Here is a 12,534-nt window from a genome sequence, read left to right as displayed (position 1 = left end):
CCTGCCTGGACGCCGCCGGCGCGGCCGGCCCACAATGGCGCGGTCCTCATTTCCGCACCGCGTCATGACCAAGATCGTTTTCTTCGGCGACAACAGCGACATTCCCAAGCTCGTCGCGCTGGCCCGCGCCCAATACCCGGACCTGCAGGTCTATACCGAAGACGACCCGGGCGCGCTGGACGCCGAGGTGGCCGCCTGTTGGCGGCCCGAACACGGCGCGCTGGCGCGCTTCCCGCGCCTGCGGCTGATCCACGCCATCGCCGCCGGCGTCGACAACATACTCGAAGACCCGATGCTGCCGCCGCTGCCGATCTGCCGGGTCGCGGCGCCGGACCTGTCGGCGGGCATGAGCGAGTTCGTCCTGTGGAGCGTGTTGCTGTTCCACCGCAATCTGGACCAGGTGCTGATGAACCAGCGCCGCCACCACTGGCATCGCGTCGACCAGGAGCCGGCGTCCAGCCGCACCGTCGGCATATTGGGACTGGGGACGCTGGGCACGCACGTGGCGCGCACCCTCTTCCATCACGGCTACCGGGTGCGGGGCTGGTCGCGCCAGCCGAAGCAGATCGCCAACGTGCGCAGCTACGCCGGCGCGGACGAGCTGGACGCCTTCCTGGCCGGCAGCGACATCCTCGTCTGCCTGTTGCCGTTGACCGGGGAAACCCAGGGCATCCTCGACCGCAAGCTGCTGGGGAAGCTGCCGCGCGGCGCGGCCCTGGTGCACTGCGGGCGCGGGGGGCATCTGGTCTCGGAGGACGTGCTGGGACTGGTGCGCGAGGGCCACTTGCGCGGCGCGGTGCTGGACGTGTTCGAGGCCGAACCGCTGGATCCCGCCAGCCCCTTGTGGGACGAGCCGAACATCTACGTCACCCCGCACATCGCCTCGGCCAACAGCATCCAGAGCATCCTCGACCAGATTTCCGAAAACGTCCGCCGGCTGCATGCCGGCGAGGCCCTGGAAAACCGGGTCGATCCGCAACGCGGATATTGAAGGCGGGCCTGGCTTGGCCTGGCAGGCGCCCAAGCCGCGGTTCAAACCGCCAGCTTGCGCGTGTGGACCGCCGAGGTGATATACGGCACGGCGATTTCCTCGCGGCCGCACAGGGTGGGCTCGTTGTCGACCAGGCGGCGCAGTTCGCGGTCCAGGGCGGCGCGGCGCGCCGGCGGCAAGGTGGCGACGAAGCTGATGGAGTGGACGCGATGGAAGATGACGTCTTCCGGCTTGCCGATGTGCAGGTGCTCGTAGCGGCGCTCCACCAGCGGACCGAAGCCGGCGTGCGGGAACGCGTTGCGCCACGCGCCGGTGTGGAAACGCGGCGCGTCGCCCTCGTACCGGTTGATCAGGGCGGACAGTTGCGCGACCCAGGGCAGGCGCGTATCGGACAGGTTCCAGATCATGGCCAGGCGGCCGCCCGGCTTGAGCACGCGATGGATTTCCGACAGCGCCGCGGGTCCGGCGAACCAGTGGAAGGATTGGGCGCACACCACCGCGTCGACCTCGCCGTCGGCCAGCGGAATGGCCTGCGCCGCGCCGGTCAGCGCCTCGACGCGGGGATAGGTGGTGGACAGCTTGTCCAGCATTTGCGTGACGGGCTCGATGGCCACCACGTCGGCGCCGGTCGCCAGCAGGCGCGGCGTCATCTTGCCGGTGCCCGCGCCCAGGTCCACCACCCGCGCGCCGCGGCCCAGGCCGATTTCATCGCGCAGCCAGTCGGTCAACGCCTGCGGGTATTCGGGCCGTCCGCGCACATAGGCTTCGGCGGCGGTGGAGTAGCCGTTGGCGGCTTGATGGACGGTGCCGGAGGGATTTTCCACGAATAAGCGCTCCTTGCGCCGCGGGCCGGCATGGGGTTCGGAGCGCAGAGAAGCCGTAAGCATGAGGCGGGTTGCGTGATGTCACGAGCATTTCACGGAGCTTAACTTTATCGCCATGATGTTTTCGACCGGCTGAAAATTCGCCTACAGCGAGCTTAAACCCCGGGGCGCCGGGGCCGGGATGGAACATGTGGCGCATGCAATGCAACATGCGATGATGTGCATGACGAGCCGAATAATCAGCGAAACAGACCGCCGGTCTATCAGAAGGAGACATCCGCTCATGTCCGAAGCCGCCCCCGCGCTCCCCGCCGAACCCACCCGGGAAGAGATCGACGCCTTGCGCGCGCCCACCCTGCTGGAGTTCGGCGCGTCCTGGTGCCCGCACTGCCAGGCCGCGCAGCCCCTCATCGGCCATGCGCTGGCGGCCTATCCCGGGGTGGACCATATCAAGGTCGAGGACGGCAAGGGCCGGCGCCTGGGCCGCTCGTTCACCGTCAAGCTGTGGCCCACGCTGGTTTTCCTGCGGGAAGGCAAGGAAGTCGCCCGCCTGGTGCGCCCGCAAAGCGAGGCGGCCATCCGCGAAGCGCTGGCCGCGCTGTAAAGGAGGCGGCGCGGGCCCCTTCAGTCCTCCTGGGCCTCGTCGTTCACGTAGCTGGCGTTGCCCAGGCCGGTGCCCATCGTGAGCACCGCCCAGCGCGAGACGTCGCGCATCCAGGGCAATTCGGAAAGCCCCTGCACCACGGCGTCATTATGCAGGCACACGGTAGGGGGAATCCCGTTGATGGACGGCAGGACCTCCATCAATTTGTGCGGCAGGTGGAAATTCTCGTGCTCCCAATCGCCCGGCAGGTTCTGCGCGCCGCTGGTGATGACGCCGTCGCCGTGGATGTGGCCGGGACAGGCCACGCCCACCAGCGGCGCCAGCTTCAGGCCTTTCTTGTCCGCCTTGTCGATCAGCCGGGTCAGCATGTCGGCGATGCCTTGCACCAGGTGTTCCCGGTGGGTCGTTTCCTTGTCCGCGGCGTGCCCCCACTTGCGCAGATTGCCGACGCGGGCGGCGTCGGGATCGCGCCGCTTGCCGTCCCCCTCCTTCCCCGGCACGCGGACGATGCCGCAACGCACGTTGGTGCCGCCGATGTCCACCGCCAGCATGGCATCGTAGTGCCGCCACAGCGCGGGCGGCGCCACGTGCACCCAGCCGATCAGGCCGCCCTCGTCGGAATGATGGTGCATGGCGCGCAGGCGGATCTCCACCTTGGCCTCGCGCAGCAACTGGTCCGCGCGGCGGATGGTGCGGCGGCCCGCCAGGCTCTGCTTGAAGCCGCCGCCGACGGCCACCCGCTGCACGCCCTGCCACGACGGATGGCGCGCGAAGCGGCGCACGACGCGGGCGAGCTGGGCCGCGTGATCCTCCATGGCGGACAGGATGACCGCCGCCGCGTCCCCTTCCTCGCGCAGCAATTCGTCGACGGCCCGCTTGCCGATGTCCTCGGTGGGCATCACGCCGAACACGTCCTCGCCAAGGAGGCGGCGGTAAAGCTTGCGCCAGCGGTCCAGGCCGGCGCGGAAAGCGGTGCGGCTGGCGCGGTCGCCGACGAAGCCCTTGCCCTCGCGCAACTCCAGGCTGTAGCTGCTTATCGTCACGGCAGGCAGGTCGGGGCTGCCATGGGGCTGCCTGAGGGGGTTTTTCTGCATGGAAAGCGCTCCTGGCCGGCGGACCTGGTCGGCGGGAGAGCGGCGCCGGCCGCCCGCACGCCGCCGCCGCGGCATGCGCTGCGGATGAGCACGCGGCGTGCCCATGCACGCGCTTTGCCCATGCGGAGGCTTGCCTATACGGGGGCTCGCCTATGCCGGCGGCGCTTCCCCGTCCCCGGCGCGCCCGTCGTGCATGCCGTGATCGCGCACGATGCGCACCGTGCGGTGGCGCGGCGCGGGCGCGTCCAGCAGGGCCGGCCGCCAGGCCGAGGCCGCGTCGTAGCTGGCCCAGGAAACCAGCAAGGCCAGCTTGCCCGGCGTATAGATGCTGGCGAACACGCTGTAATCGAGCAGGTCGGCGCTGTCCAGGGGCAGGCCGAGCCGCGCCGGCAATTCCTCGCGCAACGCCGCATCGGCGGCCCGTGCGCCGCCGGCGAGTTCGGTCAGGGTGGCCCATCGGCCGGCGCGGGCGGCGGGCTCGGCGCGGTTCATGCGCGCGGGGCGATCCCGCTGGGGCGCCGCCGCGCGCGAGGGCGGATGGCTGTCGTAGCAGACGTTGCCGACGCGCAGGTGATAGTCGGCGAAGATGGCGGCGCGGCCGCGCGCCTGCGCCGCATGGTGCTCCACCGTCGCCTGCCACCGCGCGACGGCCTTTTCGTCGCGCCACAGGGAGTGGGACAACAGCCAGCCGGGCCGTTGCATGTCCTCGAAACGTTCGTTGTCGATCAGCCCGTCGACCCGCCGGTCGACCCGTGGCTTGAGCGTAACGGCCAGGCGCAGGTAATCCGCGAAACGTTCCTGCTTGGGTTGAACTTCGAAGAGCACTGAATACATGACTGTCTCCATTGCCGTATCGAACACGAGTGCGGAAAGCAAGACAGAGGCGATACTCGCCCTTGCAACGAAATATCCGCGTCCCGGGACGCGAATCGCCACTCGCGTGGCCTCGGGCTCCTCCCCTTGCGGAGACCCGAAATACTGCAAAGCCGTAACGCGACAAGAAACCGGATTGCAATAAAAGGAAATCAATAGAAATCTAGCGCGTGTTCCGACTATAGCGGCAAGTCCGGTCCTTGTGGTTTCTTTTTACTTTTTGAGCACGCGCGCCGCCGCCGGCCCGCGGCGATAATCGACGGGCCGCCGGCGCCTGGCCGCCGCGGCGCGTGAACGAACTGCCCGGCGATGAAACCGCGCCGGGCCTTGTGTAGAACAGATCGGGAAATGGCGCGGATGAAAACGATCATCTGGGTGATCTTCGGCCTGCTGGCCGTTATCTGGACCGGCATCGTGTCGATGGCGTTGAAACTCATGCATTGGCTGCTGGGCAGCATCGGCGACGTGCAGGTGCCCGTCCCCGCCGCGCCGCCGGCGGATGCCCCCGTGCCCGACTGGATGCCGCCCTGGGTCGACGCCGGCTGGGTGCATGCCCTGCAGGCCGGCATCGCCGACGCGCTGAACCACATCAACCATGCGCTGCCCATCCTGAACGGGCTGTCCGGCTGGCTGACGGTGCTGGGCTGGTTCACCTGGGGGCTGATCATGATCCTGCTGCTGGCGATCGCCCTGCTGCTGCACTGGCTGGCCGGACGCGATTGGGGCGGGCAAAAGCCGCCGTCCAGCGGGACCCCGCCCGACATGCCGCCGCCGGCCCAGGGCGGCGAACCGCCCCGCCTGACGTCCGGGACAGGACACTGACGCCTACGCGTATTTCCCCACCAGGCCGCCGTCCACCACCAGCTCCGTGCCGGTGATATAGGACGCCTCGTCCGAGGCCAGGAAGGCCACGGCGTTGGCGACCTCCCAGGGCGTGCCCATGCGGCCCATGGGCACCTGGCGGTCGCGCGCGCGGCTGGCGGCGCCGGCGTCGTCGGCGTCGAACATCCGGCCCACGGTGTGGCGCACGCGCGGCGTGTCGATCAACCCGGGAATGACCGTGTTGGCGCGGATGCCGTCGGCGGCGTACTGCTGCGCCAGCATGCGGGCGAAATGGATGACCGCGGCCTTGCTCACGCTGTAGGCGAGATGCGGATAGCCGGTGTAGCGGATGCCGGCGATCGAGGACACCGTCACGATGGCGCCGCCGCCCTGGGCCTGCATGATGGGCGCCACCAGGCTGCTGGCGATGAGCAGGCTGGTGACGTTCACGCGCTGGATGCGCTCCCACTCCTGCACGCCGATATCGCCCGGGCCGCCGACCTTGCCGATGCCGGCGTTGGTCTGCAGGATATCTATCCGTCCGTACTCGTCCATGGCGCGCGCGACGGCCGCGCGCATCGCCGCCTCGTCGCCGACGTCGGCGCACACCGGCAGCGCCGCGCCGCCGGCGCGAACGACCTCCCGCGCCGCGTCCTCCGCCGCCGCCAGGTCGCGGTCGAGCGCGACGATGCGCGCGCCCTGGCGCGCCAGCGTGACGCAGCAGGCCTTGCCTATGCTCCAGCCCGGACCGCTGGCGCCCGCCCCGGCCACCAGCGCAACCTTGCCCGCCAGGCGCGACGACAGGCCGGGCGCAAGTGGCGGCGCCTCCATGGCCGACGACGGCGCCCCCGACTCCTGGTCGGCGGCCGTCATGCCGGTCGCCCCGCACCGGCCGTCACCGGAATCGCGCGCGCCGCGCGCGTGTTTGCGTCGATGGCCATGTGCCGCCTCACTTCTGCGTTTGATGCGACGTTTGATGCGACGTTTGATGCGACTTGCCCTGTCCCACGTAGGGAATGGCGTTGTCGATGGTGTCCCAGATGAAACGGCCGGAGGGGCTTTCCTGTTCCTCCGCGATGTGGGCCACCAGGCCGGCGGCGCGCGAGATCACGGCGAAGCCGCGCATCAAGGCCGTGGGGATGCCGAGCTCGCCCAGCAATGCCGCCACCGCGCCCGTCGCGTTGATGGTGATGTGGCGGCCCGCCGCCTCGTCCACCGCGGCGGCCAGCGTGCGCAGCGCCTTGACGGAATTTCCCGCCAGCTCCGGCTCCGCCTCGGCCAGCGCCAGCAGCTTGATGGCGCGCGGATCGTCGGGCTTGTGCAGGTGATGGCCGAAGCCCGGCATGGCGTGCCGCTGCGCACGGTGGGCCCGCGCGATCTCCCGCGCTTCGGCGCGCGGATCGTCCGCGGCCTGGATGCGGTCCAGCAGGCGCGAGCAGTTCTCCATGGTGCCGACGAAGGAGCTGCCCACCGCCAGCAGGCCCGACGCCACCGCGCCCTGCAGGTTCTCCGGCGCGCTCATGTAGATCAGGCGGGTGGCGATGGCACTGGGCGTCAGCCCGTGCTCCATCAGCGTGACCAGCACGGCGTCGACGATGCGCAGGTCGACCGGCCGCGCCTTGCGGCCGGTGATCTGCATGAACAGCACCTCGGTGAAGGTGGTCTTGCCGATCAGGTCCTCGACCAGGTCGGCGTCGCGATAGGACATGCCGGCGAGATGATGGGCGCACAGGCGCGTGACGGGCGCGTCGCCCTTGCCATGGTTCGCGTGCTTCGATTCGTTTTCGTTCGAGGGGGTAGTCATGCGATCTCCTTCAGGGCGGCGTCGCGCACCGCGTTCTTGAGCACCTTGCCGACCGACGACCGGGGCAGGCTCTCGTAGATGTGGATGTGCTTGGGCGTGTGGACGGGGCCCAGCAGCCCGCGCACTTGCAGCTTCAGCGCCTCGACGTCGATGACGGCGCCGGCGCGCGGCTGCACGGCGGCGTGCACCGCCTCGCCCCACTTATCGTCCGGCACGCCGAACACCGAGCACTCGTACACGTCAGGGTGCGAGATCAGCGCGTTCTCCACGTCGACCGGATAGACGTTGAAGCCGCCCGTGATGACCACGTCGCGCAGGCGATCCTTGAGGAAGAGATAGCCGCGCTCGTCCACCAGGCCGGTGTCGCCGGTGCGCAGCCAGCCGTCGACCAGGGCCTCGGCGGTCTTCTCCGGCAGGCGCCAGTAGCCGGACATCACCAGGTCGCCGCGCACCGCCACCTCGCCGATCTCCCCGTCGGCGCAGGGACGGCCGTCGGGGTCCAGGATGGCGAGGTCCGACAGCCAGGTCACGCGGCCCACCGAACCGAGATTGGCGGCGTCCTCGAAATCGGCCGGGCGCATCAGCGTCACGATCTGCGGCGCCTCCGTCTGGCCATAGGTGGTGCCGAGCACGGGACCGAAGAAAGCGCGGGCCTGTTCGAACTTGCCCACCGGCATGGGCGCGCCGCCGTAGATGAGATTGCGCAGCTTGGGGAAGTCGGCCCGCGACACGCCCTCCTGCGCCATGATCATGTAGATCAGCGTGGGCGGCATGAAGCTGAGCGTGCCGCCGCGTTCGCGGAAGGCGGCGGTGATGGTGGCGGGACTCGCCGCATCCACCAGCAGCAAGGCGCCGCCCTGGGCCAGCAGGGGCAGGAGATACGTGCCGGTGCCGTGCGTGATGGGCGCGGCCACCACGTAGCGGTCTTCCGGTCCCAGGCCCCACCCGTGGATCTGGTTGATGATGCCGGCGTTCCAGGCGCGCGCCGGCTGCATGACGCCCTTGGGCAGGCCGGTGGTGCCGCCGGTGAACTTGATGGCCTGGACGGCCTCGCGGTCCATGGCCGTGGCGGCCGGCGCGGCGCCCGCATGACGGGCGAGCAGGTCGGCCAGGCCGTGACCAGCGGCGCCAGCCGTCGCATCCAGAACGATGCGATGCGCCGCGATGTCGTCGCCGACCAGGGGCGCGCCGGCGGCATCGACGGCGACGATGGACGGCTCCGTCGCCGCGAGGATGCGGCCGATCTCGGTGGGCGTGCTGCGATAGTTCAGCGGCACCCATATCTTTCCCGCCGCCAGCGTCGCCAACAGCGCCAGGATGTGTTCGGCCGTATTGCCGGCGCAGATGGCGACGCGGGTCTGCGGCGCGGGATCGAAGGCCTGCATGGCCGCCGCCAGCGCCCGCACGCGCGCCGCCAGCTCGGCGTAGGTGACGATGCCGGCGGGGCCGTCCACCGCGGTGTTGCCGGGGTAGCGCCGCGCGGCGCGGAAAAAGAAATCGATGGGGTACACCAGAAACTCCTAGAGTTGACGAATGAGGCCGACCCGGTCCGCCCTACGCCCTAGTCGGCCTTCAGGTTCGCCTGCTTCACGACCTTGGCCCACTTGGCGGTCTCGGCCGCGACGAACGCGCCGAACGCCTTGGGCGAGTTGTCCGCCGGCGGCAGCACGAAGCCGCTTTTCTCATACGTGGCGCGCAGCTCCGGATCCTTCAGCGCCTTGTTCAGGGCCGTGTTCAGGCGCTCGACGACCGCCGGCGGCGTGCCGGCCGGCGCCATCAGGCCGAACCACGATTCCACCGAAAAGCCGGGCAGCCCCGATTCCGCCAGCGTCGGCACGTCCGGCGCGAAGCTGACGCGCTGCAGCGTGGTCACGCCCAGCGCGCGCAGCTTGCCGGCGCGCACGTGCGGCAGGGACGAAGGCATGTTGTCGAACATCGAATCGACCTGCCCGCCCAGCAGGTCGGCGACCGCGGGGCCGCTGCCGCGATAGGGCACGTGCAGGATGTCGGTGCCGGTCTCCATCTTGAACAGCTCGCACGACAGGTGGATGGACGAGCCGCTGCCCGACGAGGCGCAGCTCAGCTTGCCCGGATGCGCCTTGGCGTAGGCGATGTATTCCTTGACGTTGTGCACCGGCACCTTCGGGTTGACCACGAGGATGTTGGGCACCGAGGCCATCATGCCGATGGGCGCGAAATCCTTGTTCACGTCGTAGTTCAGCTTGCTGTACAGCGTCATGTTGATCGTGTTGGCGATCGAGCCGACGTACAGCGTATAGCCGTCCGGCGCGGCGCGCGTGACGGCTTCGGCGCCGATATTGCTGTTCGCGCCGGTGCGGTTCTCGACCACGAAGGTCTGGCCCAACTCCTGCGTCAGCGACTTGGCCAGCAGGCGCGCCACGATGTCGGTGGCGCCGCCGGCGGCGTAGCCGACGATCATCGTCACGGGATGGCTGGGGTAATTGGTTTGGTCCTGGGTCTCGGCCTGGGCGGGGGCGATGGCCCCCAGGGTGACGGCGCCGCCCAGCACCATGGCCGTCAGCGCACGCGCGCAGCGTGTAAGCGTCATTTTCCTGTCTCCGTGGTTTGTCTAGGTTTTGGACAAATCTGTGTTTGCCTTGGCCTATGATGCGGGCATGTGGAGCGCTGTCAAAGATCGTTTGTCCAGAAAATGAACAAAGCAAGCAGCAAGGATTCGAAGCGCCGGGATGCGGCGGGGCTTGGGACGCGAGGGCACGATGGCGGCCCGCGCACGCTGCGGCGCGGCCTGCATATCCTGGGGGCGTTGCGGCGGGCCGGCGGCGCCGGCCTGCACGTGACCGAAATCGCCGCGCAGACGGGCATGCAGCGCTCCACCGTCTATCGCTTCCTCGACGTGCTGGTCGACGAAGGCTATGCGCTGCGCGACGGCCGCAAGCCGCGCTATCGCGTACTGCAGGCCGAGGCCGGCGACGGCGACCCGCATGAACAGGCGATCCGGCGCTGGCGGCCCGCGATGCGCCGCATCAGCGACGCGCTGGGCGATTCGGTGTTCCTGATCTGCCGGGCCGGCGACGATTCGCTATGCCTGCACCGCGAGATCGGCAACTATCCGGTGCAGGTGCTGGCCGTCACCGTGGGCCACCGCCAGCCGCTGGGCGTGGGCGCCGCCGGCCTGGCCCTGCTGGCCGCGCTGCCGCCGGCGGAAGCGGCCGACATCATCGCGCGCAACGAGACCGCGCTCCGCGCCTACGGCGGGCTGACGGCGCCGCATATCCGGCGCCTGGTGGAAAGCACGCGCGACCGCGGCTGGTCGGTCATCGGCAATGCGGCGGTGCCCGGCGTGCTGGGGGTCGGCATGGCGTGGTGCGACGCCGAAGGCTACCCGCGTCTGGCGATCAGCCTGTCCACGCTGATCGACCGCATGCCGGCGGCCCGCCAGCGCACGGTCGCCGAGGTATTGCGCGCGGAATTGGCGAAAGGATAGGCCCGCGGCGATCGATGGATTCATGCACCGCATGAAACGCGAAGGGACCGCGGTCATCGAAGCGCAGGGCCTGCCCTCGATGACGCGGTCCGCATCGCCGTCAATCCAGCTTGGCGCCGGACTGTTCCACGATGGTCTTGTAGCGGCCGATCTCGGACTGGATGAACTGGCCGAACTGCGCCGGCGTCTCCGGCTGGCCCAGTTCCGCGCCCATTGCCGTCAGGGTCTTGCGGACGTCGGGCTCGGCCAGGATGGCGTTGATTTCATGGTTCAGCTTGTCGACGATGTCCGCCGGCGTGCCGGCGGGCGCCACCACGCCGTACCAGGCCGAGGCGTACATGTCCTTGACGCCGACTTCGTCGAAGGTCGGGACGTCGGGCAGTTCCGGCAGGCGGTTGCGCGACGCCACCGCCAGCGCGCGCAGGGCGCCGGCCTTGACCTGCGCCAGCGAACCGGTGTCCAGCATCATGTCCACCTGGCCGGCCAGCAGGTCCGAGACCGCCGGGCCGCTGCCCTTGTAGGGGATGTGCACGATGTTCACGCCGGCGGCGTGATTCAGCATCGAACCGGCCAGGTGCTGCGAGGAACCGATGCCGCCGGAACCGTAGTTCAGCTTGCCGGGATTGTCCTTGGCGTAGGCCAGCATTTCCTGCGCCGTCTTGAACTGCGACTTGTTCGGGACTTCGAGGATGTTGGGAATGGAAGCGACGAAGGCCACCGGCGCGAACGCCTTCTCCGCGTCGAAGCCCAGGTGCTTGTACAGATGCGGGTTCGCCGCGTTGGTCGAGCTGGTCGCCATCAGCAGCGTATAGCCGTCGGCCGCTTCGCGCACGAAGGAGGCGGTGCCGATGTTGCCGCCGGCGCCGGCCTTGTTGTCGACGATGACCGTCTGCTTCAGGCGGGTGCCCAGTTGCTGCGCCAGGATGCGGCCCAGCGCGTCGGTGGCGCCGCCCGGGGGCCATGGCACCACCAGGCGGATCGGACGCTCGGGGTAGCCGGCGGCCACGGCGGCGGGCGCATGCGCGGCCAGCAGGGCGGCGGCGGCGCAGGCCGCGGCGCCCGAAGCGCGGAACAGGGAAAGCAAACGCATGGATAGTCTCCAGTTCAAAGAATTATGTGTAGGGAACGCCGGGGGCCGGGCACCGGGCTGTGGCCGGCGCGGTCGGGACGGCCGGACCGGACGACGATGGCCCGGCGCGCGATCAGCGTCCGAGCGCCGCGTCGATCCAGCTATCGTCGTAGGCGCCCGCGGCGATGTCGGCCAGCGTGCGCGTCTCGTCGGCGAGCTTGGCGCGCGCGGCCTGCGCCACGGCGGCGGCCTGGGCCGGCGATACGAACACCACGCCGTCCTCGTCGCCGATGACGATGTCGCCATGGTTGACCACCGCGCCGCCCACCGTCACGGCGCAGCGGGTCTCGCCGGGGCCGTTCTTGTAGGGGCCGCGATGCGTGACGCCGGCCGAGAAGCAGGGGAAGCCGTCGCGGCGGAAGGCCGACTGGTCGCGGATGGCGCCGTCGATGACGAAGCCCGCGCAGCCGCGCTTGCGCGCCACCTGCATCATGATCTCGCCGACCAGGGCGCGCTCCACGCAGCCGCCGCCGTCCACCACCAGCACGTCGCCGGGTTGCAGATGGCGCAAGGCCTCGTGGATGTGCAGGTTGTCGCCCTGCCGCACCCGCACCGTGTAGGCCGTGCCGAGCAAGGGCGCGTCGCCGTGGCGCGCGTCCAGGCCGTGCGTGCCGGCGATGCGCTGCATGCAGTCGCTGATGAGGGAAGTGGCCAGGCCTTCGAACAGGCTGGGATCCGGGTTGCCGGCGGCGGCCGTTGCGGACATGCTTATCTCCGGTTTATTGATAATGATTGTGTTGGGGGCGGATGCTACGCTCGGCACATAAGGAAAAAAAGCGATAAATTTGCAGCATTTTTCATGAATTTTTTGACGAATGTTGGGATAGGAAGAGGACTGGCCGTGCCTGGCCTCGCGGCACCGTGCCGCCCCAGCGGTCCCTTGCCATCATCCGCCATCCGACTCGACTTTCGTCCAGGTTTCTCCAG

General features: G+C 69.4%; 13 protein-coding genes. 4 read left to right on the top strand and 9 right to left on the bottom strand.

What is annotated here, in order from left to right; all coding sequences use genetic code 11:
* Nucleotides 1-64 precede the first annotated feature (64 nt).
* Nucleotides 65-991: a 2-hydroxyacid dehydrogenase gene (locus tag CAL29_RS04345; RefSeq protein WP_094851733.1), complete on the top strand. Its 927-nt coding sequence runs from the start codon at nt 65-67 to the stop codon at nt 989-991.
* Nucleotides 992-1,032: 41 nt separating this feature from the next.
* Here CAL29_RS04345 and CAL29_RS04340 read toward each other — a convergent pair whose 3' ends face one another.
* On the bottom strand, nt 1,033-1,815 hold the full coding sequence (locus tag CAL29_RS04340; protein ID WP_306430675.1) for a class I SAM-dependent methyltransferase: 783 nt from the start codon (nt 1,813-1,815) through the stop codon (nt 1,033-1,035).
* A 283-nt stretch (nt 1,816-2,098) separates the two neighbouring features.
* Between CAL29_RS04340 and CAL29_RS04335 the strand changes: the two genes are divergently transcribed.
* Nucleotides 2,099-2,419: a thioredoxin family protein gene (locus CAL29_RS04335; RefSeq protein WP_094851731.1), complete on the top strand. Its 321-nt coding sequence runs from the start codon at nt 2,099-2,101 to the stop codon at nt 2,417-2,419.
* Nucleotides 2,420-2,439: 20 nt separating this feature from the next.
* Here the strand turns inward: CAL29_RS04335 and CAL29_RS04330 are convergent, their stop codons facing one another.
* Complete coding sequence (locus CAL29_RS04330) at nt 2,440-3,513, bottom strand: ROK family protein (protein WP_094851730.1); 1,074 nt, start codon at nt 3,511-3,513, stop codon at nt 2,440-2,442.
* 150 nt (nt 3,514-3,663) lie between these two features.
* Nucleotides 3,664-4,347 carry an antibiotic biosynthesis monooxygenase family protein gene (locus CAL29_RS04325; RefSeq protein ID WP_179283902.1) on the bottom strand — a complete coding sequence of 228 codons (684 nt, stop codon included), beginning with the start codon at nt 4,345-4,347 and terminating at the stop codon, nt 3,664-3,666.
* 396 nt (nt 4,348-4,743) lie between these two features.
* Here CAL29_RS04325 and CAL29_RS04320 point away from each other — a divergent pair, with 396 nt between their 5' ends.
* Nucleotides 4,744-5,208 carry a hypothetical protein gene (locus tag CAL29_RS04320; protein ID WP_143277603.1) on the top strand — a complete coding sequence of 155 codons (465 nt, stop codon included), beginning with the start codon at nt 4,744-4,746 and terminating at the stop codon, nt 5,206-5,208.
* Between the two features lie 3 nt (nt 5,209-5,211).
* On the opposite strand, the gene CAL29_RS04315 is transcribed toward CAL29_RS04320, so the two are convergent.
* The 4 genes from CAL29_RS04315 to CAL29_RS04300 all read right to left on the bottom strand — a co-directional run bounded on the left by CAL29_RS04315 (nt 5,212) and on the right by CAL29_RS04300 (nt 9,581).
* On the bottom strand, nt 5,212-6,039 hold the full coding sequence (locus CAL29_RS04315; RefSeq protein ID WP_094852706.1) for an SDR family NAD(P)-dependent oxidoreductase: 828 nt from the start codon (nt 6,037-6,039) through the stop codon (nt 5,212-5,214).
* Nucleotides 6,040-6,157: 118 nt separating this feature from the next.
* Entirely contained in the window at nt 6,158-7,012 is an 855-nt protein-coding gene (locus CAL29_RS04310) for a citryl-CoA lyase (protein ID WP_094851727.1), read from the bottom strand.
* Complete coding sequence (locus CAL29_RS04305) at nt 7,009-8,523, bottom strand: class I adenylate-forming enzyme family protein (protein WP_094851726.1); 1,515 nt, start codon at nt 8,521-8,523, stop codon at nt 7,009-7,011. Before CAL29_RS04305 ends, CAL29_RS04310 begins: the two co-directional genes overlap by 4 nt.
* 50 nt (nt 8,524-8,573) lie before the next feature.
* On the bottom strand, nt 8,574-9,581 hold the full coding sequence (locus CAL29_RS04300) for a Bug family tripartite tricarboxylate transporter substrate binding protein (RefSeq protein ID WP_256977184.1): 1,008 nt from the start codon (nt 9,579-9,581) through the stop codon (nt 8,574-8,576).
* A gap of 102 nt (nt 9,582-9,683) precedes the next feature.
* Between CAL29_RS04300 and CAL29_RS04295 the strand changes: the two genes are divergently transcribed.
* Nucleotides 9,684-10,478, top strand: a complete 795-nt coding sequence (locus CAL29_RS04295; RefSeq protein ID WP_094851725.1) for an IclR family transcriptional regulator — start codon at nt 9,684-9,686, stop codon at nt 10,476-10,478.
* 100 nt (nt 10,479-10,578) lie between these two features.
* Here CAL29_RS04295 and CAL29_RS04290 read toward each other — a convergent pair whose 3' ends face one another.
* Nucleotides 10,579-11,568: a Bug family tripartite tricarboxylate transporter substrate binding protein gene (locus tag CAL29_RS04290; protein WP_094851724.1), complete on the bottom strand. Its 990-nt coding sequence runs from the start codon at nt 11,566-11,568 to the stop codon at nt 10,579-10,581.
* A 112-nt stretch (nt 11,569-11,680) separates the two neighbouring features.
* The gene (locus CAL29_RS04285) at nt 11,681-12,313 is read right to left on the bottom strand and encodes an RraA family protein (protein ID WP_094851723.1); all 633 of its coding nucleotides are present in this window, start codon (nt 12,311-12,313) and stop codon (nt 11,681-11,683) included.
* Nucleotides 12,314-12,534: the final 221 nt, after the last annotated feature.

This window comes from Bordetella genomosp. 10, assembly GCF_002261225.1.
Lineage (GTDB): Bacteria > Pseudomonadota > Gammaproteobacteria > Burkholderiales > Burkholderiaceae_B > Bordetella_C.
Note: the sequence above shows the minus strand (reverse complement) of the source record. Positions and strands in the feature narration are given on the sequence as shown.

Coding starts and splice junctions, on each gene's coding strand:
- CAL29_RS04345 (WP_094851733.1), top strand. CDS start 65: ATGACCAAGATCGTTTTCTTCGGCGACAACAGCGACATTCCCAAGCTC.
- CAL29_RS04335 (WP_094851731.1), top strand. CDS start 2,099: ATGTCCGAAGCCGCCCCCGCGCTCCCCGCCGAACCCACCCGGGAAGAG.
- CAL29_RS04330 (WP_094851730.1), bottom strand. CDS start 3,513: ATGCAGAAAAACCCCCTCAGGCAGCCCCATGGCAGCCCCGACCTGCCT.
- CAL29_RS04325 (WP_179283902.1), bottom strand. CDS start 4,347: ATGTATTCAGTGCTCTTCGAAGTTCAACCCAAGCAGGAACGTTTCGCG.
- CAL29_RS04320 (WP_143277603.1), top strand. CDS start 4,744: ATGAAAACGATCATCTGGGTGATCTTCGGCCTGCTGGCCGTTATCTGG.
- CAL29_RS04315 (WP_094852706.1), bottom strand. CDS start 6,039: ATGGAGGCGCCGCCACTTGCGCCCGGCCTGTCGTCGCGCCTGGCGGGC.
- CAL29_RS04310 (WP_094851727.1), bottom strand. CDS start 7,012: ATGACTACCCCCTCGAACGAAAACGAATCGAAGCACGCGAACCATGGC.
- CAL29_RS04300 (WP_256977184.1), bottom strand. CDS start 9,581: ATGACGCTTACACGCTGCGCGCGTGCGCTGACGGCCATGGTGCTGGGC.
- CAL29_RS04295 (WP_094851725.1), top strand. CDS start 9,684: ATGAACAAAGCAAGCAGCAAGGATTCGAAGCGCCGGGATGCGGCGGGG.
- CAL29_RS04290 (WP_094851724.1), bottom strand. CDS start 11,568: ATGCGTTTGCTTTCCCTGTTCCGCGCTTCGGGCGCCGCGGCCTGCGCC.
- CAL29_RS04285 (WP_094851723.1), bottom strand. CDS start 12,313: ATGTCCGCAACGGCCGCCGCCGGCAACCCGGATCCCAGCCTGTTCGAA.